At 70.7% G+C, this 24,376-nt stretch carries 19 protein-coding genes, 1 tRNA gene and 1 pseudogene; 12 read left to right on the forward strand and 9 right to left on the reverse strand.

Annotation, left to right across the window (positions count from 1 at the left end):
* Window positions 1–38: 38 nt before the first annotated feature.
* The gene (locus tag ACFYOU_RS03385) at window positions 39–386 is read right to left on the reverse strand and encodes a hypothetical protein (protein WP_391303789.1); all 348 of its coding nucleotides are present in this window, start codon (window positions 384–386) and stop codon (window positions 39–41) included.
* Here ACFYOU_RS03385 and ACFYOU_RS03390 point away from each other — a divergent pair.
* Both ACFYOU_RS03390 and ACFYOU_RS03395 read left to right on the forward strand, forming a co-directional pair.
* Window positions 372–667 (forward strand): annotated as a pseudogene (locus tag ACFYOU_RS03390) (hypothetical protein); the annotation flags it as partial. The gene ACFYOU_RS03385 and the pseudogene ACFYOU_RS03390 overlap by 15 nt on opposite strands.
* Before the next feature lie 415 nt (window positions 668–1,082).
* Window positions 1,083–1,844 carry a DUF6227 family protein gene (locus ACFYOU_RS03395; protein ID WP_385493919.1) on the forward strand — a complete coding sequence of 254 codons (762 nt, stop codon included), beginning with the start codon at window positions 1,083–1,085 and terminating at the stop codon, window positions 1,842–1,844.
* Between the two features lie 211 nt (window positions 1,845–2,055).
* Here the strand turns inward: ACFYOU_RS03395 and ACFYOU_RS03400 are convergent, their stop codons facing one another.
* Both ACFYOU_RS03400 and ACFYOU_RS03405 read right to left on the reverse strand, forming a co-directional pair.
* Entirely contained in the window at window positions 2,056–2,478 is a 423-nt protein-coding gene (locus ACFYOU_RS03400; RefSeq protein ID WP_391303180.1) for a hypothetical protein, read from the reverse strand.
* 617 nt (window positions 2,479–3,095) lie between these two features.
* Window positions 3,096–4,601 carry a DHA2 family efflux MFS transporter permease subunit gene (locus ACFYOU_RS03405; RefSeq protein WP_391303774.1) on the reverse strand — a complete coding sequence of 502 codons (1,506 nt, stop codon included), beginning with the start codon at window positions 4,599–4,601 and terminating at the stop codon, window positions 3,096–3,098.
* A 300-nt stretch (window positions 4,602–4,901) separates the two neighbouring features.
* Between ACFYOU_RS03405 and ACFYOU_RS03410 the strand changes: the two genes are divergently transcribed.
* Window positions 4,902–5,894, forward strand: coding sequence for a WYL domain-containing protein (locus ACFYOU_RS03410; RefSeq protein WP_391303183.1), 993 nt, complete (start codon window positions 4,902–4,904; stop codon window positions 5,892–5,894).
* 542 nt (window positions 5,895–6,436) lie between these two features.
* Here ACFYOU_RS03410 and ACFYOU_RS03415 read toward each other — a convergent pair.
* Window positions 6,437–7,447 (reverse strand): RNA polymerase sigma factor RpoD/SigA, encoded by a 1,011-nt coding sequence (locus ACFYOU_RS03415; protein ID WP_389772022.1) that lies wholly within the window; start codon window positions 7,445–7,447, stop codon window positions 6,437–6,439.
* Window positions 7,448–8,136: 689 nt separating this feature from the next.
* Between ACFYOU_RS03415 and ACFYOU_RS03420 the strand changes: the two genes are divergently transcribed.
* Complete coding sequence (locus ACFYOU_RS03420; protein ID WP_391303186.1) at window positions 8,137–9,303, forward strand: questin oxidase family protein; 1,167 nt, start codon at window positions 8,137–8,139, stop codon at window positions 9,301–9,303.
* Between the two features lie 21 nt (window positions 9,304–9,324).
* On the opposite strand, the gene ACFYOU_RS03425 is transcribed toward ACFYOU_RS03420, so the two are convergent.
* On the reverse strand, window positions 9,325–10,143 hold the full coding sequence (locus ACFYOU_RS03425; RefSeq protein WP_391303188.1) for a dioxygenase: 819 nt from the start codon (window positions 10,141–10,143) through the stop codon (window positions 9,325–9,327).
* Window positions 10,144–10,610: 467 nt separating this feature from the next.
* Between ACFYOU_RS03425 and ACFYOU_RS03430 the strand changes: the two genes are divergently transcribed.
* On the forward strand, window positions 10,611–11,081 hold the full coding sequence (locus ACFYOU_RS03430; protein WP_391303775.1) for a MarR family transcriptional regulator: 471 nt from the start codon (window positions 10,611–10,613) through the stop codon (window positions 11,079–11,081).
* 260 nt (window positions 11,082–11,341) lie between these two features.
* Here ACFYOU_RS03430 and ACFYOU_RS03435 read toward each other — a convergent pair whose 3' ends face one another.
* A complete protein-coding gene (locus ACFYOU_RS03435; RefSeq protein WP_389772014.1) occupies window positions 11,342–12,895 on the reverse strand; it encodes an MFS transporter in 1,554 nt (517 codons plus the stop codon).
* 227 nt (window positions 12,896–13,122) lie between these two features.
* A complete protein-coding gene (locus ACFYOU_RS03440) occupies window positions 13,123–13,803 on the reverse strand; it encodes a TetR/AcrR family transcriptional regulator (protein WP_389772012.1) in 681 nt (226 codons plus the stop codon).
* 470 nt (window positions 13,804–14,273) lie between these two features.
* Here ACFYOU_RS03440 and ACFYOU_RS03445 point away from each other — a divergent pair, with 470 nt between their 5' ends.
* Both ACFYOU_RS03445 and ACFYOU_RS03450 read left to right on the forward strand, forming a co-directional pair.
* Window positions 14,274–15,557 carry a M6 family metalloprotease domain-containing protein gene (locus tag ACFYOU_RS03445; protein ID WP_391303191.1) on the forward strand — a complete coding sequence of 428 codons (1,284 nt, stop codon included), beginning with the start codon at window positions 14,274–14,276 and terminating at the stop codon, window positions 15,555–15,557.
* A 342-nt stretch (window positions 15,558–15,899) separates the two neighbouring features.
* Window positions 15,900–18,362: an N-acetylmuramoyl-L-alanine amidase gene (locus ACFYOU_RS03450; protein WP_391303193.1), complete on the forward strand. Its 2,463-nt coding sequence runs from the start codon at window positions 15,900–15,902 to the stop codon at window positions 18,360–18,362.
* Between the two features lie 336 nt (window positions 18,363–18,698).
* Here ACFYOU_RS03450 and ACFYOU_RS03455 read toward each other — a convergent pair whose 3' ends face one another.
* Window positions 18,699–19,085 carry a cupin domain-containing protein gene (locus ACFYOU_RS03455; protein WP_391303195.1) on the reverse strand — a complete coding sequence of 129 codons (387 nt, stop codon included), beginning with the start codon at window positions 19,083–19,085 and terminating at the stop codon, window positions 18,699–18,701.
* 60 nt (window positions 19,086–19,145) lie between these two features.
* Between ACFYOU_RS03455 and ACFYOU_RS03460 the strand changes: the two genes are divergently transcribed.
* The 3 genes from ACFYOU_RS03460 to ACFYOU_RS03470 all read left to right on the forward strand — a co-directional run bounded on the left by ACFYOU_RS03460 (window position 19,146) and on the right by ACFYOU_RS03470 (window position 20,325).
* On the forward strand, window positions 19,146–19,619 hold the full coding sequence (locus ACFYOU_RS03460; protein ID WP_391303197.1) for a MarR family transcriptional regulator: 474 nt from the start codon (window positions 19,146–19,148) through the stop codon (window positions 19,617–19,619).
* A 165-nt stretch (window positions 19,620–19,784) separates the two neighbouring features.
* A tRNA-Arg gene (locus ACFYOU_RS03465) sits at window positions 19,785–19,857 on the forward strand.
* A 180-nt stretch (window positions 19,858–20,037) separates the two neighbouring features.
* On the forward strand, window positions 20,038–20,325 hold the full coding sequence (locus tag ACFYOU_RS03470) for a hypothetical protein (RefSeq protein ID WP_391303199.1): 288 nt from the start codon (window positions 20,038–20,040) through the stop codon (window positions 20,323–20,325).
* Between the two features lie 80 nt (window positions 20,326–20,405).
* Here ACFYOU_RS03470 and ACFYOU_RS03475 read toward each other — a convergent pair whose 3' ends face one another.
* Window positions 20,406–21,644 carry a tyrosine-type recombinase/integrase gene (locus ACFYOU_RS03475; protein ID WP_391303201.1) on the reverse strand — a complete coding sequence of 413 codons (1,239 nt, stop codon included), beginning with the start codon at window positions 21,642–21,644 and terminating at the stop codon, window positions 20,406–20,408.
* A gap of 580 nt (window positions 21,645–22,224) precedes the next feature.
* Here ACFYOU_RS03475 and ACFYOU_RS03480 point away from each other — a divergent pair.
* A complete protein-coding gene (locus ACFYOU_RS03480) occupies window positions 22,225–22,449 on the forward strand; it encodes a helix-turn-helix domain-containing protein (RefSeq protein ID WP_391303776.1) in 225 nt (74 codons plus the stop codon).
* A gap of 583 nt (window positions 22,450–23,032) precedes the next feature.
* Window positions 23,033–24,286, forward strand: coding sequence for a DUF3631 domain-containing protein (locus ACFYOU_RS03485; RefSeq protein WP_391303777.1), 1,254 nt, complete (start codon window positions 23,033–23,035; stop codon window positions 24,284–24,286).
* The last annotated feature ends 90 nt before the right edge of the window (window positions 24,287–24,376 follow it).

Here is a 24,376-nt window from a genome sequence, read left to right on the forward strand (position 1 = left end):
TTCGCGAATCCCCCTCGGCCGGGAATCGCCGCTGCTACTCACAGGCCGTCGACTTCGGGGAGCCGCCTGCGGCGGCGGGGTGCGACGGGCCGTGCAGCACAGGCCGTGGGGGTACTGGCACTGACCACGTGCGGCAACGACGCCCAGGCCGACGAGGACAGCAAGGGCGACAACCAGGTCAGCAGCACCACCGAGGCACCGCCTGCCCGCATAGCCATCCCCGCCAAGGACGGGTCCACCGGCGCGTCCGCCAACGGAACCAGGGTGAACTGCTTCATCGGTTCGTACGCGCCGGACGGGGGCAAGACGGTCGGCGCGGGAACGCAGATCCCGTTCACGTTCAACGAGGACCCCGTCAACCGCTGCGACATCCGGATGTACCGCATGCCATGCGTCTTTCGCAGGCAGGAACGTTCATTCACGGCAACTATTGGTACCCGCGCGGGAACCCGCCGTTCGGGAGGGCAGGGACCGGCCACGGGGACGTGGATCTGCGAGATGCGCAGGGGGCGAGCAGCGACACCCCGGGTAGGCGCTTCTACGACAGTTCCACGGCGGGGACGGCGTGGTGGTGTAGAACTCTTCCGGTACGACGATCGCACCTGCCAACAGCCTCAACGGGTGGAACATGCCCTGGAACGCTTGGCTGGCCGGCAGTGCCGTATAGCCTGGGTCCGACCTTCGTCCTTCGTTCCTCCCGTCGAGTCACCCCGGGATCTACCTGCCGTCGGACAGGGGCGGCTTCAAGTCATCCGCAGCCGCCGTCAACCTCCCGCTGGCCTCGTCGTACCTCGAGACGTCTCGTCGGTCGTCGCTCCCGTCGGCCAGTTGTCGTCGGAAGCGGATGTCTCGTACCCGTCGCTCCATCAGGTGTGTTGGTGCATACGGGTATTGGCGATCGCACCTCGTGGGAATGAGTGATCCTTGGATACGGGATTGTCATGTGAAGGTCGGGGTGTTGCGCGTCGCGCGGGAACTTCCTGCGCGGCTCGGACGTTTTCCCGGTTCCTGGACATGACGTCCCATGGAGGGGCTACGGTATGCACCCACGAAGTGACTAGCAGCTAACACGGGGAGGTGCCTTGAGCGGTCCGCATGCGTCGGCGCACGAGCCACCCGAGTCGTCCGAGTCTCCTGAGGAGCACCTCGCTCGACTCCTCGGGCGTGCCCTCAACTCCTTCGAGCTGCCGGACGAGACCATAAGCCGCCTCGACTGCGCGCTCGCGCACGACAGTTCGCTGCACTCCGCGCACCACAGCAGGGGGCTGCACCGCGAGACGTACCGTCACACGTGGCTGCTCGCTGACGGCAGTGCGCTCACCTTGTGGGAGCTGGTGCACAACACGGGTCCCGGCGGGCGCGGGCAGTTGCTGCACGAGCTGTACACGGAAGAAGAAGACGTACGGACCGCCACGACCCGGTTGCCCCTCCCGGCGGAGACCCCGGACTTCGAGTTGCCCGTTGTAATTCATTTGGCGCCCGCGCCCCGGCCTCGCCACGATTACGCGCCGGATGACTCCGCGGACCACGCACGCCGTTTACTGCGTCGAGCCGAGAACACGGACGGGCCTGGCGCGGACATGGCCCTGCTCCTGCAGAACGCCTGCGCGCATCAGATCACGCAGGCGTTCGGACGACCGTTGCCCAGCGTCGAGGGGGTGACTGCGTTCTCGTTCTCGCTGTACGAGCATGCGTTCCTCCTGAGTGACGGGCGCGAGGTCAGCCTCTGGGAGGTCGAGCACACGGCGACGCCCGACGGCCGTCACATGTGCGAGGTCTACGAGAGCGAGGACGCTGCCCGGGAGGCGGTGGAGCGCCGCGCTTCCCGGGCTCCCGGAGCCTAGAGCCGCGCAGGCTCCTCCCCAACCCGTCCAGCAGCGCGGCTCGGTAGTCGGGCGGGTGCTTCCGTCTGCCCGTTCCCTGCGCTGGCCCGCTCTCACCACGCTTCGTGCCTCGACGTCTTCGACGTTCCCGTGATCCGGAACCCGCCGGTAACCCGCCGGTGCAGGACGGTCCGCCGTAGGCCTGCGGTGATGCTTTCGCGGGGGCGGCGGTTCAGGGCCGGGGCGGGGGATCGTCGTGGCCCCACTGCTGAACCAGTGCGTCGAACGCGGCGCGCTCAGCCGGTGTGAGGGTGACGGAGTCGGTGATCGGCGTGTGTTGGCGCGGCAGGGCGCGTAGCGTTGCCCGACCGGTCCTGACTGCACGGTGGTGGTGGGTGCGGGGGCGGCGCGCGCGGTGCGCGAACGGGCTGGTCACGTTCGGCTGGGCGGGTGCCACGGGTACGTCGACCGCATCGCCGGTGACGTCGGGTCGCGACGGGAAGGTGCCCGCCTGGAGCGTGTCAGGCCGTGGAGCGGACGGGCCCGGGCGGGGTTCCCTGCGCAGGAGCCGTATCAGAATCACCGTCCACAGGACGGCGGCCAGCACGAGGGCGGCGGCGCCCAGTTGCTGGAGGGTCGACATGTGCTCAGGCATGTCGACAGTAGACCTCAGGCGATGGGGTCTACAACAGGGGTCTAAGGGGATTAAGCGGCGCATGGCGCCCCATGTCCGGTTCATGTGATGGCCTGTGACGGTCTACCACCTCTGAGGGCGGGTCCACCTTCGAGCGGACCGGTGGGGTCGACGGGCAGGGTGCGGGTGAACAGATCACCTGACGAACACGCTCGGGAGCCGGCACAGGAATGACCCTGCATGCCGGAAATCCGGAAGTCGCTGGAGGAGCGGGCACCGTCCCGTCGGAGTTATCCACAGGCTCAGCGGGACGCGAGGGACCCGGCTACCGTTTACGGCAGAAGGTCGCGGCCCCGCCACGCGGGCCCTCCGCGGAGCCTTCGCGCAGCACGTTCACGGGGGAGATCACCATGAGGAACAGGACCACCGTTCTCGACACCAACCGAATGTTCGGATGGCAGCTCGCCGTTCGCTCAGGGCTACGTGCCCTGCGGGGGCTGATCACCGGGCGCCGGCCGATCGCCGCACGAGGTGGCGCCACACCTGGCGGATGCGGCGAGACCGCCAGGTGGACACGGAGTCCGCGTCCACCTGGCGGCCCTTTCGGGCGGAGCCCCCGCACAGGCCCGCTCGAACGATCAGTGCGTGAGGACCTTGCGGCGCTGCGCGTCCTCCTGGACGGTTCCGGCCGAGCCGCCCGGTGCCGTTGCCGGTGCCCCGGCGGCCGGGTCGACGGGCCCTTCGTCCGCTGCGGTCCCCGCCTCCAGCCCGGTGCCGGGCTTGCGCGGCAGCAGGAACATCAGCCCGAAGATGACCAGCAGCACGACAACGACGTAGCCCAGCGCGTTCTCGAAGCCGTTCGCGAACTCCTCGCCCAGCGCCGTCCGCGGCACGCGCTCGTCGATGACGCCGAAGAACACGACGGAGACCAGGCCCAGGCCGAGGGCGTTGCCCATCTGCTGAACGGTGTTGATCAGCCCCGACGCCGATCCGGCGTGCTGACGCGGCACTTCGGAGAGGATCGCGTCCGTCAGCGGCGCGACGATCAGTCCCATGCCGATGCCCATGAAGACGAGCGGCAGCGCCATCTGCCAGGCGGTGACGTCCGCGCCGAAGTGGTCGGCCTCCCAGATGTAGAGCAGCACGCCCGCCGCCATGGTCAGGGCACCGGCCTGAAGCACCTTCCGTCCGAACCGCGGGACGAGCAGCTGGACCGAGACGCCCGCGGCGACGGAGACCGCGATGGAGAACGGGACTCCGGTGAGTCCGGCGCGCAGGGGGCTCCACCCCAGGCCGATCTGCATGTAGAGGGTCCAGACCAGGAAGAAGATGCCGAGGCCGATCCCGAAGACGGTCTGCACGGCGATTCCCGCGGCGAAGCTCTTCACCCGGAACAGCGACAGTTCGACCAGCGGCGAGCCGTCCTGGCGCGCCTTGCGCCGCTCGTACGCGACGAGTGCCGCGAAGACGGCGAACGCCCCCACCATCGACGCGTACCCCCACATCGGCCAGCCGAGTTCTCTTCCGTGCGTGAGCGGGTAGAGCAGCATCAGCAGGCCGCCGGTGACCAGGGCGACGCCGACGAGGTCGAGCTTGAGGGCCTGGGGTGCCTTCGATTCGGTGATGAACTTGCGGCCGAGTACCAGTCCGAGGACGCCCACGGGCAGGTTGATCAGGAAGATCGGCCGCCACTCCAGGCCGAAGAGGTTCCACTGGGTGAGCAGTGCGCCCAGCAACGGACCGGAGACCGCGCCGAGTCCGACCACCGCACCGAACAGCCCGAAGACCTTTCCGCGCTCGTGGGCGGGGAACGTCGCATGGACGATCGACAGCACCTGCGGCACCATCAGGGCGGCCGTCGCACCCTGGAGGATGCGGGAGGCGACCAGCATGTCGGGGTTGACGGCGAGCCCGCAGAGCGCGGACGCGACGGTGAAGCCCGCTATGCCGATGAGGAAGACCCGCTTGCGGCCGTGGATGTCGCCGAGGCGGCCGCCGGTGATGAGTCCGGCCGCGAAGGCGAGCGCGTATCCCGCGGTGATCCACTGGATGTGACTGAAGCTGGCGCCCTCGTCCCGCTGGATCGCGGGGATGGCGATGTTGACGATCGTCACGTCGACGAGGTCCATGAACGCCGCGGTCATGACGATCGCCAGGGCGAACCAGCGCCGCCGGTCCGGCGTGCCGCTTCCGGGTGCGGGGGCAGTGCTCGCCGATCCCGTGCGGGCGTCCGTGGGGCCCGCACCGGCCGGGGCGGGCCCGGCGGCGTCGGGCGCGGGGCTGGCCCCTCCTCCGAGCGGGTGCGCGCCGGCAGAGGGTCCGCTGTCGGGAACGGGCGCCGGCGCGGGCACCGTTGACGAAGGGGATGTCGGTGAGGTCATGCCGCCCAAACTAGGGGTGCATTAGGTCAGATCGTGACCTCTTTCCGCGGCATTCTGTGGGGCATGACGACAACAGACACTTCGGCTCGGCTCCTCCAGCTCCTGTCGTTGCTCCAGACACCTCGTGAGTGGCCCGGCGGTGAGCTGTCCCAGCGGCTCGGGGTCTCCCGCCGCACGGTGCGTCGGGACATCGACCGGCTCCGCGAGCTGGGCTATCCCGTGCAGGCGGCACGCGGAGCGGACGGCGGGTACCGGTTGGTGGCGGGGAAGGCGTTGCCGCCTCTGGTCCTGGACGACGAGGAGGCCGTGGCCATCGCGGTGGGTCTGCGGGCCGGTGCGGGCCACGCGGTGGAAGGGATCGAGGAAGCGTCGGTGAGGGCGTTGGCGAAGCTGGAGCAGGTGCTGCCGGGTCGACTACGGCACCGGGTGAGCGTGCTCCAGTCGGCGACGGTTCCTCTGATCAGCGGGGACGGCGCCACCATCGCCACGGAGACGTTGACGGTGATGGCATCGGCGATCGCGGGCCACGAGCGTCTGAGGTTCGCCTACCGCTCGGTGGACGGCACCGAGTCCCGTCGCCTCACGGAACCGCACCGCCTGGTGTCCACGGGACGTCGCTGGTACCTGGTGGCGTTCGACGTGGAGCGGAGCGACTGGCGGACCTTCCGAGTGGACCGGGTGGCCGGTGAGCCGTTGGCAACGGGTGCCCGTTTCACCCCGAGGGAACTGCCCCAGGGCGATGCGGCCGAGTTCCTGCGGGACCGGATCAGTGGTCAGCGCAAGACCTATGCGTTCTCCGTGAGGTTCGCTGCACCGGTGGAGGAGGTCGCGGGTCGGCTGCCGAGTCTGTTCGGCACCCCGGAGCCGGCGGACGACGGGACGTGCGTGCTGCACGGGACCACGGGGGACGCACCGGAGTGGCTGGCGTTCCGGCTGGCGTGGGTGGGATGCGCGTTCGAGGTCGACGGTCCGCCGGAGCTGGTGACGATGGTGCGGGAGCTGGGCGAGAGGTTGACGCGGGCCGGGCGGGCCGGGCGGGCCGGGCTGCCTGAGTAGGACGGCGGCTGGCCCGAGAGGGTGTGCCGGTCAGTGGGCGGAGTCGGTGCGGTGCCGGGCGCGCCCAGGGTGAAGGGCCGGGGCAAGGGGGAGCCCCGGCGCCGGGGGGGGTGGGCGCCGGGGCTCGTCTAGGGGGTGGCGGGAGCGTCGTGGACGCGTCCCGGCCGTGGGAGGCGGATGGTCACCTGCCCAGTGGTCGCGAACGTACCTCATGTCCGTGGCTTTCGTGAGCGGCGGGGGCGCGATTCCTGCCCAAATCGCTGGTCGCTCCGGTTCCCGTACCCCGAAAGGCGGCTCGCACGTCCTCGCGGTGCGGGCACGTCCGTCCTGGAAGGTGGTGCGGCAACCTCTTCCAGTGTGCCACCGGGCGGGGCTGCGTGCTCCCGGCCGGAAGGGCCGGATCACCGTCGCCACGAGTGGGGCGTCCGCCCCGCCGGGGGCGCTCGCTCCCTGTCGACCGACGCGGCCGCCCGGCCCGGGGGCCTGTCTGGGCGGCCCCTCGGGAAGGCCGGCCCCATCCGGCCCAACCGGGCCCGGGCCGGTCAGGCCGCGGCGTCGAAGCCCGTGTCGCGGGCCAGCCGCTTCAGTTCGAGGAGGGCGTGCTTCTCGATCTGGCGGATGCGCTCACGGGTGAGGCCGTGTTCCTTGCCGACCTCGGTGAGGGTGCGCTCCCGACCGTCGTCGATGCCGTACCGCATCTTGATGATGGAGGCGGTGCGCTGGTCGAGGCGGCCGATGAGGTCGTCGAGCTCTTCGCTGCGCAGCAGCGTGAGCACCGACTGCTCCGGGGAGACGGCGGACGTGTCCTCCAGGAGGTCACCGAACTGGGTCTCGCCCTCGTCGTCGACGGCCATGTTCAGCGAAACCGGGTCGCGGGCCCAGTCGAGGACGTCCACGACGCGTGCGGGGTTGGAGTCCAGTTCCTCGGCGATCTCCTGCGGCTCGGGGTCCCGGCCCTTCTCGCGGTTGAACTCGCGCTGGACCCGACGGATGCGGCCCAGTTCCTCCACGAGGTGGACGGGCAGCCGGATCGTGCGGGACTGGTCGGCTATCGAGCGGGTGATGGCCTGGCGGATCCACCAGGTCGCGTACGTGGAGAACTTGAAGCCCTTGCGGTAGTCGAACTTCTCGACCGCGCGGACGAGACCCGCGTTGCCCTCCTGGATCAGGTCGAGGAGGGGCAGGCCACTGCGCGGGTACCGGCGGGCAACGGCGACGACCAGGCGGAGGTTGGACCGGATGAAGACGTCCTTGGCCCGCTCACCGGCGGCGACCAGGGCTTCCAGCTCCTCCTGGGAGGGGCCGTCCTCCTTCTTCGTGGTGTCGCTGTCGATCTCGCCGTCGATGATCTGCTGGGCGTACACCCCGGCCTCGATCGTCTGCGACAGCTCCACTTCCTTGGCCGCGTCCAGCAGGGGCGTGCGTGCGATCTCGTCGAGGTACATGCCGACCAGGTCGCGATCGGCGATCTCGCCGCCTCCCGCGCGAACACTGCTTGCCGCGTCGGTCCCGCGGGTGGCGGACTGACGACGGGCGACGGCACGGGTTGCCATGCGTGCTCCCTTGCTAGCGAGTGGTTCAGAGGTCCTTACGTGTGCATCTGCTCACCCTGGCGGGTGCCCAGCTTCCGAAGGAAACAACGACTGGAATCCGGACAGAATTCCCATGGCGCTCGTCGATTTCTCTGATCATGCAGTATCCTGCGGCGCCACAAGGGCATGACAGAGCGCGCTTCCCACGGATACGCAGGTCAGGACGGTGACGGGGCGGGCTCACTGTGCCGTCAGGGAATCCTGGGGCGCCTGGTGAGACCTGCCTCACGTTCGTCGGGTCGACCGCGTCCCGGGAGGTGCGGTCCGCTTCCCGACCTCCCGTCCGTCAAGACGAACCGGGTCACGAATTAGTTGCCTCGTCGCCGTTCGACCCACCGATCGGTCGATCGCCACCCCAGCGGCGCCACGCGCCCCGGACCCACGCCCCGGCCACCCGTTTCGCCTCACGGCCGGCACGCCGTTCAGCCGCTCTCGACAACGGCGCACCCCGCCCCGTCACCGCCGCCTCAGCGCTCAGGCGTCCCCGTTCCCCGTCCCCTCGGTGTGCGCCGGCCGGGGGCAGCCTTCCGCCGCCGGCCCGCCCGTCACCCCCTCCACCCGTTGGCCCGTTGGCCCGTTCCCCCCTCGTGCCCCGGACCTACGACTCCAGCCCGTTACGGTCGGCGACCGTCTGTTCTACGGTGCCGGGCATGACCCCACTCCGCCACGGACCCGGCACCCCGGAGAGCACCACGGTCAACAGCACCACCGCACCCCTCGGCGGCGAACCGCCCGTCGATTCCGCACCCGACCGCACCGGCACGCTCGACGAGGCGCTGGAACGGCTTCACGCATCGGGGCCGGAGCGGTCGGGCTGGCTGAGCAACCACGCACCCATGGCAGTCGAGGCACTGGTCAGGGGCGGTCAGGCGGAGGTCGTGCACCGCTGGTTGGACGCGTACCGCGACAGGTTGGAGGACATGCCCGCCCCGTACGCACGGGTGACGGGTGACAACTGGTCACAGGCCCTGGGCGACCCGCGCCGGATCACCGACTGGACGGACTTCTTCGTGCGGGAGTGCGCGGAGCGACCCTGGCGGGCGGTACTCGCCGAGTGGTGGCCGCGGCTGCTTCCCGGCATCGCGGGTGGCGCGACGCATCCCGCGATCCGGGTGGGGCACGCCGTCCGCACCCTGCTCGCGGACGAGACGGGCGCACCTCCCACCCCTTCGGCTACCGGACCGCGCGCCACGACGGCAGCGGCGACGGGTCCACGGCTCGTGGAGTTGGCCCACGGGCTCGGTTACTGGGCCGCCCGGCACCGGCCGCTGCCCGCCCTCGCGACGGGCCGAACCGTCCAGACGGCCTCGGCCGCACTGGACGCCGTGCCGCGGGTCACCCGACAGGACGGCGGCATCGAGGACCGGCTGGCCCGGCTGACCGCGTTCCCCGCATGGTCGGCCACCGCCACCACCGACCCGGACGAGGCCCGCACCGCGCTGACCGAGCTCGTCGCCGCCGCCGTGCACCGGTACGCCACGCACGGACACGGGGCACCGGTGATGCTGGTGCACGCGGCGACCGCGCCGAACGCCGTACTGCGGACCTTGCCCGCGCTCCCCCGGGCATGGTGGCCCGTGTCGCTCGCCACGGCATGGGCGGCGAGCGCGGCGGTGACCGCCGCCTACAACCCCGAATCCGCGGACCCGCACCCCGTATCCGGGAGCGCGGCGACGGCGGCGGAGTTGTTCGCGCGGGCCGCGGCGCACGGCGACGACCACACCATCAAGTTCGTCGACACCGCGATCGACGTGGGCGATCCGCTCGCCCTGGCCGCGGCGCGACGGGCGATCGACCTCAACGAGCCGGTCTTCTAGCGGACCCGCGGTCGAGCCGTCTCAACCGAACTGCACCGATCGTTTGGCGAGTCCCATCCAGAAGCCGTCGATCACGCTCCGCTGCACGTCCAGGTCCCCGGCCGCGTCGGCGGCGCCCATCGTGACGAAGAGGGGGGCGAAGTGTTCTGTACGGGGGTGGGCCAGGGCGCCGGCGGGCGACTTGACGGTGAAGTCGAGCAGTCCGTCGACGTCACCGGAGTCGAGGGCGCGGTGCCCCCAGTCGTCGAACTCGACGGACCAGTCCGGCACCCCGCCCGCGTGTCGCAGCGCCGCGAGGTTGTGGGTGAAGAAGCCGCTCCCGACGATGAGCACCCCTTCGTCGCGCAGCGGTGCGAGCTTGCGCCCGACGTCCATCAGCTTGCGCGGGTCGAGGGTCGGCAGGGAGATCTGGAGCACCGGGACGTCGGCGTCCGGGTACATCTCGACCAGCGGCACGTAGGCGCCGTGGTCGAGACCTCGGTCCGGGATGTCCTGCACCGGTACCCCGGGGGCGCGCAGCAGTCGGCGGACCGATTCCGCGAGCTCCGGTGCGCCGGGCGCGTCGTAGCGCACGGCGTAGTAGCGCTCGGGGAAGCCCCAGAAGTCATGGACGAGGGGGGTGCGCTCGACCGCACCGAGGGCGAGCGGGGCCTCTTCCCAGTGGGCGGACACCATCAGGATCGCGCGGGGACGCGGCAGGTCGGCGGACCAGGCGGCGAGTTGTCCGGGCCAGACGGAGTCGTCGGCGAGCGGGGGCGCGCCGTGGCTGAGGTAGAGCGCGGGCATGCGGTGCGTGCTGTCGGGCTCCGGGTGGGCCGGGTGGGCTGTGATGGGGGTCATGGTGACGGCTCCGGGGTGGGCGGGTGGTGACTCGCGTGGGTCCTTAGCGGCTCGACGCCAGGCCAGCGGGATGTGTGAAGTCCCAGGATGCTTGAAGTCTCAAGTTCTTCCCTCCGGCCGAGGCTACGCCCATTTTGTTTAACGTTCAAGAAGGAGCTCGTACAGTGGGAAACATGACGACGGCACCCTCACCGCCACCCACTCCGTCCACCCCGTCCACGCGGTCCACTCCGTCCACGCGGTCCGCGTCCACCGCGGCGGTCCCGGACCAGCCCCCTACCGCCTCCGCCGCCCCGCCCCGGCGCCCCGCCCGGCCCGTGCAGCCGGCGGAGCCCATACCGACCGCGCACCCGGCGCACTCCGGGCACGCGTCACGCCCCGGACGGGCGTCACGCGCCGGGCACACGTCGCAGGACGCCGAGCCCGCGCGGCCGGCCGAGCCCTCGCGGACCGCCGAGCCCCGTTGGCTGAGCAGCGAGGAGCAGCGGGTGTGGCAGGCGTACCTGAGTGCGACGACCCTGCTGGACGATCACCTCGACCGGCAGCTCCAGCGTGACGCGGGCATGCCCCACCTGTACTACGGCTTCCTGGTCCAACTCGCCGAGGCGCCGCGGCGGCGGCTGCGCATGACGGAGATGGCGCGGGCCGCGAAGATCACCCGGTCGCGGTTGTCCCATGCGGTCGCCCGGCTGGAGAAGAGCGGTTGGGTCACCCGGGAGGACTGTCCGTCGGACCGGCGGGGCCAGTTCGCGGTCCTGACCGACCAGGGGTACGACGTGTTGCGGCGCACCGCGCCGGGCCATGTCGAAGCCGTGCGCCAGGCCCTGTTCGACCGGCTCACGCCCGGTCAGCAGCAGTCCCTCGGCGAGATCATGGAGATCGTCGCCGAGGGACTCCAGCCGAAGGACGCCGGGGCGGACCTGCCCTGGCTGCGCTGACCCGCGCGCCACCCCCGTCCGCACGCCCCACCCATCCGCGTGCCACGCCCGCGCACGTGACACGCCCATCCGCGCGGCGTGCCCGTACGTCCGCACCCGGGCGGACCCTCGCCCGTCCGCACGCCCCGTACACCTGGACGCTCCATACACCTGCGCGCCCCGGGCCCATGCACCCCGGGCCCGCACGCGCGAGGGCCCGGGTGCAGGGACCAGGGGACCGAGATGGTCCCTGCCCCGCACCCGGGCCCTCCGCACCGGACTCAGTGGGCGATGACCGGCACCTTCAGCTCGTCCCCCGCGTCACCCTTCGCGGAGTCCGCGTCCGGGCCGTCCGCGTCGGGCAGCCCCGCGTTGATCATCGTCAGGGCGATGACCGCGGAGACGACGAGGATGCCCACGGCGAACCAGATCGCGCTGGTGTAGCCCTCGACCATGCCCCGCAGTTCCACGAGCTTCTGTGCCGACGGGGAGTTCGCCGAGCCCATGTGGTCCTTGACGTAGGCGGTCGTCGCGGACGCGGCGACCGTGTTGAGCAGCGCCGTGCCGACCGCGCCGCCGACCTGCTGCGAGGTGTTGACCATCGCGGAGGCGACGCCGGCGTCCCGGGGCTCGATGCCGTACGTCGACAGCGACATGGCCGGCATGAACGAGGTGCCCATGCCGAGGCCGAGCAGCAGCATCGCGGGCAGCAGCAGGGCCGCGTACGAGGAGTCGATCTCCAACTGGGTGAGCAGCAGCATGCCGACCGCCGCGACCAGGAAGCCGGGGCCCATCAGGGTCCGGGCCGGCACCCGGGTCATCAGTCGTGCACCGATCTGCGTGGAGCCGGCGATCATGCCGACGATCATCGGCATGAACGCGAAGCCGGTGCTGACCGGGGAGTACCCCTTGACGATCTGGAGGTAGTAGGTCAGGAACAGGAACAGGCCGAACATCGCGATCACGGCGAGGCCGAGCGACAGGTACACGCCGGCGCGGTTGCGCTCGGTCAGGACGCGCAGCGGCAGCAGCGGCGCCTTCACCTTGGACTCGACGACGACGAAGGCGGCGAGCAGCACCACGGAGGCCACGAACATCACGATGGTGACCGTGTCCGACCAGCCTTCGGACTCGGCGCGCGTGAAGCCGTACACCAGCGCGACCAGGCCGAGCGTGGACAGCACCACGCCGGGGATGTCGAGCGGGGCGCGGTTGCGGGCGTCGGCGCGTTCGTGGATGACGAGGTAGGCGCCCACCGCGGCGACCGCGGCGAAGGGGATGTTGACGTAGAAGGTCCAGCGCCAGTCGAGGTACTCGGTGAGGACGCCGCCGAGGATCAGGCCCACGGCTCCACCGCCACCGGCGATGGCACCGTAGATGCCGAACGCCTTGGCGCGCTCGCGGCCGTCGGTGAACATCACGGCCAGCAGCGACAGCGCGGCGGGCGCGAGCAGCGCGCCGAAGACGCCCTGGAGCGCGCGGGAGGCGAGCAGCATCGCCTCGTTCTGCGCGGCGCCGCCCAGGGCGGACGCGAGGGCGAATCCGACGAGTCCGGTGATGAACGTGTTCTTGCGGCCCCACAGGTCGGCGATGCGACCGCCGAAGAGCAGGAGGCCACCGAAGGCGAGCGCGTAGGCGGTGATGACCCACTGGCGGTTGCCGTCGGATATGCCCAGGTCGGTCTGGGCGGACGGCAGGGCGATGTTCACGATGGTCGCGTCGAGCACGACCATGAGCTGGGCCAGGGCGATGAAGACCAGGGCTTTCCAGCGCAACGGATCGGCGGTCGGTCGGCCCGGATCTGTCTCGGGCTGTGACGGGGCGGTTTTCGACATGGAGGTACCCACCTAGGAACTTCGTGCGGAGAAGGGCGAGGAGTCGGCGTGTGCAGGGGCCGTGCGGGAGCGCACGGAGGGGCGCGATCAGCGGACGGCGGAACGGTCGGACGGTGGTGCGGGCGGGCGCGGCGGGAGTCAGGTCGTCAGGCGTCGTCCTGATCGCTCCGGGTCACCCGGGCCGGCCGTGGGGCGGTGCGGGTGCGGCGGAGTGCCGCGGTGCCGGGCTACCGCTCCGTCGATCGCGTCGTGCTGACCGTGCAGGGCTGGGTGCGGAGTTCCTCCAAGGTGATGGGGGTACCGGGAAGTTCGGAGCGGGCCGGGGCCATCAGCCCGTCGAGGAACACCTGGAGCTGGCGCTGGGCGAAGCTCCGGCTGCTGGCGGCGTCGCGGCCGGGAAGCGGGCGGGTGAGCTGACCGACGGCGAGCAGGAGGTCGGTGACCGCGATGTCGGGGCGGAGTTGACCGCTCGCCTTGGCGCGTTCGAGGAGCGCGTCGACGAGCTTCTCGATGCGGTTGCGGGTTTCGACCAGGGTCGGGTGGTCGGCGTCGAAGTCGTCGGCGAGCATGGGGCACAGGGCGCTGGTGCGGACGTCCACCGACTCGTGGACGAAGGTGCACAGGGCGGCGAACGGGTCGCGGTCGTCGGCGAGCGCGGCTTCCGCGAGGTGCGAGATGTTCTGGAAGACGTGGCACACGACCCCGTGCACCAGGGCCCGGCGGTCGGGGAAGTGTCGGTACACCGTGGCGTTGCCGACTCCCGCACGGCGGGCGATCTCGTCGATGCGTACCTGGGGGCCGTCCTCGACGAACATCTCCCGGGCTGCGACGACGATCCGCTCGCGGTTGCGCAACGCGTCGGCGCGCGGGCGGGGCGTAGGACGGGGCGCGCTGGTCGTGGTTGCCACGGCGTACTCCTCACACTTTCGGCGGACGGGTGCGGTGCTGGTGCGGTACTGACGGTGGTGCTGGTGGTGCGGTGTAGTGCTGGTGGTGCGGTGGTGACGGAGCCCCGAGGGACGGTTCCGGGAGTGGTGGCCCGCGGGTCGTCGTCGAACCGGAGCCGGACCACTGTGGGTGTCCGTCAGGTACTCGTCCCGACCGAAGTGGGGAAGTACTCCCCGCTTCATCGGAACACTAGCTCAAACGGGGAGTGCGTCCCCACATATTTCCCGACCCCCTGTGACCTGCACCACACGCCCACGGGGAGTGCTGCCGGGCGATCGACCGCAATGCCCCCGCGCACCCGCCGTCACACCCGACCCACGGAGAAACCCACGATCGGTCCCGCTCAGCGCGCGCGGGCGGGCGCCCCGGCACAGGGTGGGCAGAGGGCGCAGCCATATCGGGCGGCTGCCGCGCAGGGGAAGGCCCAGGTATGCAGCCGTCCAGCCGTCGGATACGCAGGCCGCGCCGCGCGGCGGTCCTCGCCTCGATGACCGCGCTCACCCTCGCGGTCACCACCTCGGCCAGTACCGGACGGTTCACCCAGGGCTCGACGACCGCCGCCGGACCGACCTCCCAGTCCGCACGGAACGCGATGATCGGCCCCTGCATGATCAGCGCCACGCTCGACGTCCAGTTGTCCGAAGGCGTGCCCACCCCGCCCGGATACGCCCGCTCGACGGGGACGGTGCGGGCCCTGAACCTGATGGTCGACTTCCCGGACGCACCGGGCGAGGGCACGGCCGCGGAACGACTCGCGGAGTTCTTCCCGCAGACCCAGAAGTGGTTCGCCACCGGTTCGTACGGGCGCCTGGACTACCGCGCCGAAGCGCCGCTGAAGGACTGGCTGCGGATGCCGAGGCCGTTCGCCGAGTACACGATAGAGCGCGGCGCCCCCTTCGAGCCCGGCTACCGGCAACTCGTCGACGACATCGTGACGGCGGCGGATCCCGAGGTGGACTTCGCCGCGTACGACCTGGTGAACGTGCTCGCCACCCCGAACGCGGGGCCGCCGGCGCTGGAGACGGTGCTGTCGGTGACCTTCGCCGGCAACCACGAGGCCCCCGTCGCGGACGGGGTGCCGATCTCGAACGCGTCCTTCGTGTACAGCCGCCAGGACGACGGTTCGGGTTCGTACGAGGAGACCGGCTACCGGGTGCTGCCGCACGAGAACGGGCACGTCTTCGGCCTGCCCGACCTGTACACCCAGGAGGGCGGCGGGGCCGTCGGGCACTGGGACATCATGAGCGAGGACTGGGGCGCCAACAACGACTTCCTCGGGTGGCACAAGTGGAAGCTGGGCTGGCTGGACGACGAGCAGGTCCGCTGCGTCACCGGTCGGGGCACCATCGAGTACACGCTGTCGCCGCTGGCCCGCAAGGGCGGGCCGAAGCTGGTGTTCGTCCCGCTCGACGGCGCGTCGGGCATCGCCGTGGAGGTGCGCACGAGCGAGGGCAACGACGAGGCGGTGTGCAAGGCGGGCGCCCTGGTCTACCGGGTCGACGCGGAGGTCGACACCGGACGGGGCCCGGTGACGGTGCACGACGCGACGCGGGACAGCGGGGGCTGCACCCGGCGCCCCAATGTGCACGCCGAGTTGTCGGACGCGACCTTCGCGTCCGGAGAGACCTTCGAGGACGCGGAGTCGGGCGTGCGGGTGGCGGTCGGCGGAGTGGACTCGTCCGGCGACTACACGGTGCGCGTGACCCGCTCCTGAACGCCCGCCGGAGGCGGACGGAGGCGGACGGAACCCCGCACGCCGGCGCACGCCCACCGTCCCCGCAGGACCCCTATTACGTGGCCCCTCCAAGCATCTGAGAACATTTGTGCGCACCCGGGTACGTGATCTTCACACGTGCGACGGAACGGGCAGCGGAGCGAATCCGTCGGAGCGCACCCCGTGGGCACGACGTTCGACGGTTCGGACCGATCGCCTCCCGTCGCGTCCGCGCAGCCCGAGTGCGTGACACGTCATGGGCAGCCGCACACACGTGCCGTCCGCTGGATTCCGCCCTCCGCCGCTCATCGGGCCGGGCGCCTTCCTCACCGGGGGAACGATTTGAAACCGCAACGCACCCTGTGGATCGCCGCAGCCGTGGCCACCGCGACCGTCGCCGGAGTGCTGACGGTCCAGGGCCTGGGCGACGACTCCACGACCGGCAAGGGCGACGGTGCGGACACCGCGGCGGGACCGGTCACGACCGAGGTGCACCAGGCCGAGCTGAAGCGCGCGGCGGACGGGCGCACGGCCGCCCTGGGACGGCGCGACACCGATCCGTTCAGCATGCTCGGCATCACCTGGACCGACCCCGACGCCCGGCTGAACGGCACGATCGAGGTGCGCACCCGGTCCGCGGCGAGCGGCGAGTGGACGCCTTGGGTCGACGTCGACACCGAGGCGGAGGCCCGCAACGAGGCCGGTGCCCGGGTCGGGCTGCGCGGCGCGAGCGAACCCCGCTGGGTGGGCGCGTCCAACGGTGTCGAGGTGCGGATGACCGCGGGCGGCACCACCCGCACCGGGCTGCCCGAAGGGCTGCGCCTCGACATGATCGACCCGGGTGAGGGCCCGGGCGAGGGCAAGTCCACGACCACCCGGGCGGCCGGGAACGGTTCGGCCTCGATCGCGACCGACATCGAACCCGCCGCCTTCGCCCTGACCGGGGAGGACCTCGGGCTGACCGGGGAGGACCTCGGACAGGTGCCCGGCGCGGACCCGAGCACCCCGGCCCCCGAGGGCTCCTCCGTCACGACGGTCCCCCAGAACCCCGCACCCACCCCCACCGAGCAGCCGGGCCAGCCGCCCGCCACCAGCGAGGCGCCCGCCCCCTCGACGCCCGCCGCTCCGTCCGAGGAGCCCGCTCCCGGCACCTCGACACCCGGCGCGACCCCGGGCACCACACCCCCCACCACCCCCTCCGCGCCCAGCAGTTCCGCCCCCGTCGCACAGCCGCCCTCCTCGCCCCCGTCGAGCAGCGCCCCGTCCACTCCCCCGGCCCCGCCGTCCAGCGCGCCGAAGCCGCCGATCACCTCGCGGGGCGCATGGGGCGCCGACGAGGGCCTCAGCACGGAGGGCCCGGAGTACAACCCGGACGTGAAGGCCGTCTTCGTCCACCACACGGCGCAGACCAGCACGTACGCCTGCACGGACTCCCCGAAGATCATGCGGGGCCTGCACACGTACCACGTGCGGACCGTGGGGTGGAAGGACCTCGGCTACAACTTCGCGGTCGACCGGTGCGGCACCGTCTTCGAGGGCCGCAAGGGTGGCGTCGACCTGCCCGTCCTCGGCGCGCACACCTTCGGCTTCAACCGTGAGTCCGCGGGCATCGCGGTGATCGGCGACTGGGACAAGCAGGCGGCCCCCAGCGCGGCGGTCGCCTCCGTCGCCCGGATCGCCGCGTGGAAGTTGGGCCAGTACAAGGCCGACCCGACCGGCACCGTCAAGCTCAAGGCCGGGGCGAACGGCGGCAACCACCGGGGCACCAAGTTCACCTCCGGACAGTCGTACGCCTTCCCGCGCGTCTCGGGTCACCGCGACGGCTTCAACACGGTGTGCCCCGGCGGTCAGCTGTACGCACAGTTGCCCACGGTCCGCAGCTACGCCGGCGGCGCCGTGAGCGGACTGACCGTCAAGTCGGTCACCGGCGCGGGGCTGTCCGGTTCGACGTACTACGCGAAGGGCGCGGTGACGGTCGGCTGGTCGGCGTCGACCCCGTCGTCCTTCGTGCGACGGTACGAGCTGCTGGTCGACGGCAAGGTGGTCGCCACCACTGCCGCCACCGCGACCTCGGCGAAGGCGACGCTCGCCCCCGGCACCCGCACGGTGCAGGTCCGGGCGACCCACATCTCCGGTCGGACGACCACGTCCGCGACGGCGACGATCGTGGTCGACACCGCGGCGCCCTCCTTCTCCACCAAGCCGGCGCTGACGTTGCGCGGCGGCACCGTGAACACCGCCGCCGTTCCGCTGACCCTGTCCTGGAAGGCCACCGACAAGGCGGCCCTCAAGGAGGTGCGGCTGACCGCCCCGACGGCCAAGACGTACGGCCCGACGACGACCAGTGCGGGACACACCGCGCAGTCCGGCAAGACGGCGAAGTGGTCCATGACCGCGTACGACCGGGCCGGCAACACCGCCGCGGCCAGCGTCTCGGGCACTGCGGTGATCCTCCAGGAGTCCTCCGCGAAGAAGAGCGGAGCCTGGTCCAGCAAGTCGTCCAGCAGTTACCTGGGCGGCAAGTCGCTCGCCTCGTCCGCCAAGAACGCCTCCCTGACCTGGACGTTCACCGGTCGCTCGGCGGCCCTGGTGGTCTCCCGCGCGGCCACCTCCGGTCAGCTGGACGTGTACGTGGACGGACGCCTCGCCAAGACGGTCGACCTCAAGTCGTCCAGCACCAAGTACCGCGACGCCCTCTGGACCCGGTCGTGGTCGTCCAGCGCCCCGCACACGGTGAAGATCGTGGTGAAGGGCACGAAGGGGCGCCCCGCGGTCACCACGGACGGCTTGGTGTACCTGAAGTGAGCTGACCCGGCGTCCGGCCGCCGCCCGAGCCGCATCCCCGGCTCGGGCGGCCCCACCAGCTCCAGCGACCCATCCGGCGCCCGCCGTCCGCACGTTGGTGTCGAGCACCTCCGGAATGGTCTATGCTTGATCTTGAGCCGGTCACCGGAACTCCCGGTAGCTGGACGTGCGTTGGTCGTCCAAGGAAAGACGCCCCACTTCCTGTGGGGAAATGCAGGTGCAAGGCCTGCCCAGCGCTCAACCAAGGGGCCTGTTCCGCACGGTGTGCGGAACAGGCCCCTTCACCGTTCGTGCCGTACGCGCCCTTCACGGACGGGGACGCCCCTCGGCACGGTGTCACTCGGCCCAGGGAAGCGGAATCCCGTCATCACGGCCCGGCACCACGGCCCTGCCCCCGGCGACCATCGCGACCAGGGCCTCCGCGGCGCCCCCCACTGCCGTCACCTTCCGCACCGCACCGGCGGGCAGAACCAGCGCCTGCCCGACCCCGGCCCGCTCGACACCACCTTCCGCCTCGACCTCGAACCGCCCCGACAGCGGCATCCACACCTGCTCGCGGTCGATGGCGTGCACGGGGGTGGACGCATCCGCGTCGAGCGCCACCCGCCAGGTGCTCAGCTCGGAGCCGCCCTGACTGGGGCCGGCGAGGCCGAACATCGAACCGGCGGGCGTGACGGTCGTCCGCTGTCGACTCTCACTGACCACGTACACGGAACCTGTCATGTAAATCTCCTTTACTCACGACGAGTAAAGTCACTTTATTAGGTGTGTCAAGATGGGCCGATGGAGACCCGTGACCCGCTTGAGCGCACCGAACTCACCTTCCTGCTCGGGATGGCCTTCCAACTGGTCCTCTCCGAGTTCGTGAGCCGCCTCGACACCGCCGGGTACGACGACCTCCGGCCCGTCCACGGCCTGGTGTTCCAGGCCCTCCGCGGCTCGGGCGCCACCAGCAGCGAACTGGGCGAGCACCTCGGAGTCACCAAGCAGGCCGCCGGCCAGATCATCGACGACCTGGAGGAACGGGGTTACGTCGCACGTCAACCGCACCCCGCCGGCGGCCGACGCAAGCTCGTCGTCCTGACGCCGAAGGCGCTGGACCACCTGGTCGTAGCCGGCAGGATCCTGCACGAGCTCGAAGCGCAGCTGGCCGACCGACTCCGGGACGCCGGCCTCCAGCTCCCGCGGACCGAGCTCGCGGCCGTCGTCCGGGCCCTGGCCGGGGACTCGATCCCCCCGCTGCGCCCCGTTTGGTGACGAACGCGGGAGCGGGGCAGGGGTTCGTCTCGGGGGCTCCCCCTCAGCCGGTCGCACCGCCCGACCGAGGCGAACGCCCCTCCTCGCACGAGGCGCCTGCCGGGGTCAACCCACCCGCTACACTGACGGCGGTGGCACGGCCGTCCTCGGCCGCACCGCCGCAGCGCCTTCGTAGCTCAGGGGATAGAGCACCGCTCTCCTAAAGCGGGTGTCGCAGGTTCGAATCCTGCCGGGGGCACGCTAAAGCAGCAGGTCAGAGGCCCTGTCGTCCACTAGGGCGACAGGGCCTCCGGCGTGCGGCACACATTCAGCACACATCCGCGTGTGCTCCTGCTGTGGGGGGCTGTGCCCGATGCCCGCGAAAGACGAACTGGCCAAGCGCCGCCACGACAATCTGGTCGATCGCCTGGAGAGCCTGATGGCGGCCTCACTGAAGCCCCGCTACCAGGGCTACCACGGGCAGCTGACCCTGGGCAGCGGTGATCTCGAAGAGATGGGCGACCTCAAAGACGTACGGCGTGCCGCCCGCGAGGCCGGCCGCCGCCTCGGCTGGCATCCGAAGACCCACCTCGTGGACGGCCGACTGTTCGTCTACGACGACCGTGAGGTCCCCGAGGAGATCAGCCGGCTGGCGATGCGCGACTCCGCCGAGGCGATGGAAGCCTTCATGCGCCCGTACAGGAACCAGAGCCCGCGAAGCAGCTGAGCGATGCCCTGACGCCGGGTGCCGGTCCGCCTGTCCGGTGGAGCAGCACCCAGCGCGCACTCGCACGCATCAGGCACACATCACGCGACGACGCCCTCCAGAGAGGCCACCGTCTCGGCTGCCTCACGCGCCCTCGCCTCCGCCTTCTCCAGCCTGGCCTTCGCCTTGGCCAACTGCTTGGCCCGGCGCTTGTGCATCTTCTTCGACACCTCGTCCAGCCGGTCCGGGAAGAGGTGACCGTACGTGTCCAGGGTCAGCGTCGCCGACTTGTGGCCGAGCATGGTCTGGACGACGTTGACATCCGCGCCGCTGGCGATGGCGAGGGAAGCCGCCGTGTGACGGAGCTTGTGCGGCGTGAGCTTGAGGTGGCCGAGGCCAGCCTTGGCGACGGCCGGGGCGAAGAACCGCTGTCGGAAGTTCCGGGCCCGCAGCGGTCCGCGCTGTAGGGCGGTGAACAGCAGATCGGCCTCATCCCGCCCGTCGACGTGGGGCTTCAGCTCCTCGGCGAGGAAGCGGGGAATCGGGACAGAACGGCGCTCGTGGTTCTTGGGCGTGTCGAGGTACAGCTTGCCGTTGTCCTCGACGTACGCCTCGACGATGTGCGCCCGGCAGGCGTCGAGGTCGACCCGCCCCACCTTCAGCGCCGATGCCTCGCCCCAGCGCAGACCGGTGTAGGCCAGCAGCAGGATGAATACCCGGTACTCGCCGGCCGCGTCGGCCAGCGACTCGGTCTGCATGTCGTCGAGGTAGACGTGATCAGCCGGTGCGGGTTTGGGCAGGGGCACTCCGACCGCCGGGTTGAACGCCAGACGGCGGGACTTCACCGCGAAGCCGAGGACCTGGCTGAGGATGACGTACGCCTTGCGCACCGAGCGAGCGCTGAGCTTCCTGCCGCCGGTCGCCTCGCCCGACAGCATGGCCGACAGCCATTCGGCCACGTCCTCGAAGCGGATGCGGTCGAGCGGTGTGGTCCCCCACCGAGGGATCACATGCACGTCCAGAACGCCTCTGTATCGGTTGCGGGTTGACCGCTTGAGATGGATCTGGGCCGCCAGCCAGGAGTCCGCCACCTCAGCGAACTTCACCCGCGCGGCGGCGGGGTCGCGATACGAGCCGTCCGAGAGGCGGGCTTCCACCTTCCTCCGCTCGTTCTCGGCGTCGACCTTCCGGGCCACCGTCTTCATCTTCGGTTTGCCGTCGGGGTCGTACCAGCGCACGCGGTAGCGGCCAGGAGGGGTCCGGCCGGCCTGCTTGGCCCGCGCGACCGCATGGGTGTACGCGGCGTGCCCGATGCGGTCCTCGATCCAGACGCGGGCCATCAGCCCTCGCTCCGGCCGATGAAGAACACACCCACCGCGCGACCTGTCGTCGTGGGAGGAGTTCGAATCCGGGCCCCTTCAGGAAGAACAGAATGGATCGCTTTCGATGGAGCCTCAGATGAGTTGGTAGCCATGACAGATAGCTGTAACTCGAACTGGCCACCCAGCGCAAGGTTTAGCTCTACAAACTGTTAATGGCTTCTGCCACTGCCCTTGCGCTCCGCATAGCCGCAGACATTCGGATCGCCAGGGGCCTTCGCTTCTCAGCTGCGATCAACCAGGGCCCTCGGGAGGAACCCTAGAGCACACCCGGACCAGCCCGGACCGCTCGGATGACCACGTGTCTCGGCCTGCTCAAACAGCCTGTAGCCCACGGGCGGGGCGTCCGCTGCGGCCGTCCACGGGGTGGCTCCTCCCTCTCGACCGGGCCAACTATTTCGCCAACCGGGGATCCACACTTACTGTTATTGAACTCCACCCGCCCAGCCTCACCGGGAGGGTGCTAGAACTCCGCACAACGGCACGCTCATAGCGCCATTGCGTCGAATACCCCTGCCTCGAAACTGAAAAGGAAACCCCTCTGTCCAAGAACTCGTCCCACCGCCACACTCCCGTCGAACGTGGCCGCCTCGCGACACCCGCGGATATCGCGGCCTATCTGGGGGTACCGGTCAAGACGCTGTACCAGTGGAAGTACCGGGGCATGGGCCCGAAGGTCCACAAGGTGGGCCGTCACCTGCGATACCGCTGGGCGGAGGTGGACGAGTGGCTCGCCGCCCAGTCCGCCTTCGACCTGACGGCCTGACGCTCGGAAGCGTTGCCGACCTCGCGCCCTGAAACCAGGGCCATGAGGACCCTTCGGCTGACCGCCCCCACCTGAACGAACGAGTCGGTGAAGGAACAGAGCCCTCTGCCCCGCTCTACCCCTTCACCTGAGAGGAACGCCTATGGCCGACCCGTCCACCGACACTACGAGCACACCACCCAAGGTTGTCTGGCCTGTAGCTGCGGTCCCCGGACAGGGCCTCCCCAAGCACCGCGCGGACCGGACCAGCGCAGGGCCCACCGACGCGCGGACCGCGGACCAAGCGCACGACTCCCTTGGTCCGCAGAAGAGCAGGCATGCGGACCAAGCCGGCGGCGAGGAGCGGACCGCACGACCGACTGCGGACCAGACATCCGAAGGGACAGAGAACCCGCAGGTCAACGGCGTGCGGACCGGACCACAGCCAGCGGACCAGATGGGGACCGGCGGACCGTCTCCTGCGGACCACGACGCCGGCCCTGGTCCGCAGGTCCGCAACGTGCGGATCAATCCCGGGGACCGTGGTCCCCGCCCTTCCTCCGAGATAGGCGGTCTCTTGGCCGGGACCACTCAGTCCGGGACCGTGGTCCCGGACCAGTCGGGAAGCGCGGACCACGGCAGTGGTCCCCTCGGAGCCGCCGACGACGGGGCCGCGCTACTGGACGAGCTGCGGGCGGCGATCGGCCGGTACGTGGTGCTGCCGAGCCAAGAGGCGTTGACGGCAGTCACCCTCTGGGTGGCGGCCTCGCACATCCAGCCCGCCCTTCAGCACGCGCCCCGGCTGGCCGTGGTCGGGCCGACCAAGGGGTGCGGCAAGTCGCGCCTCCTGGACGTGCTTCACGAGACGGTGCACCAGCCGATGATGACCGTGAACACCTCGCCGGCGGTGGTGTTCCGTGTGATCGGCAAGAACCCTCCCACGCTGCTGGTGGACGAGGCCGACACCATCTTCGGCCCGAAGGCAGGTGAGAAGGAGGATCTGCGCGGCCTGCTGAACGCCGGCCACCAGCGCAACCGTCCCGCCTGGCGGATCTCCGGGCCGGAGCACAAGCCGACGGCCTTTCCCACGTTCGCCATGGCGGCCCTGGCCGGGATCGGCGACCTGCCGGACACGATCATGGACCGGGCGGTCGTGATCCGTATGCAGAAGCGGAAGCCGGGTGAGCGCATCGTCCCGTTCCGGTCGCGGTACTCGGTACCCGAGCTGAACGCGCTGCGTGACCGACTGGCCGCGTGGCTGATTCCCCTGCGGGGTACCGCTGCGGGCTTGGTGCCCATGATGCCGGTGGAGGACCGTGCCGCGGACACCTGGGAGCCTCTGGTCATCGTGGCGGATCTGGCCGGCGGCCACTGGCCCGCCAGCGCCCGTGCGGCGTGTTCGGCGATGGCCCGCAACGAGGTGGCCCAGGACGAGCAGACGACCTTGAAGACGCGTCTTCTGCGTGACATCCGAAGCGTGTTCGCCCAGGCGGGCGATCCGGAGACCCTGCGGACCCACGATCTGCTCGCCGCGCTCCTCCAGGACGCCGAGGCCCCGTGGGCCGAGTACGGAACCAAGGGGCTGAACGCCTACCATCTGGCCAACTTGCTGAGGGACTTCGCCATCAGCCCCGCCAACCACCGTTTCGAGGACGGCAAGCAGGCCAAGGCGTACGTCCGTAACCAGTTCCTCGACGCCTGGGCCCGCTACTGCCCCGACTCCACCCCAGCGACTCACCCTCCTCGGCACGAGGACGCACCGGCGCGCGTGGTCCGGGGCAAGCCGCCCGCTCCTCCGTCCGGAACGCTGCCGGTAGCCCCGCCCGGCGGTGCCACCGGTCTCCCACGCGCACGCTGACCGACCCACCCTGAGTCAGTCGCAGTCCGTCGCATCCGTCCCGGCGCAGGTCAGCGCCGGGACGGATGCCCACGCCGATACGGATCCGTC

This window comes from Streptomyces sp. NPDC005955 (genome assembly GCF_042871255.1).
GTDB lineage: Bacteria > Actinomycetota > Actinomycetes > Streptomycetales > Streptomycetaceae > Streptomyces.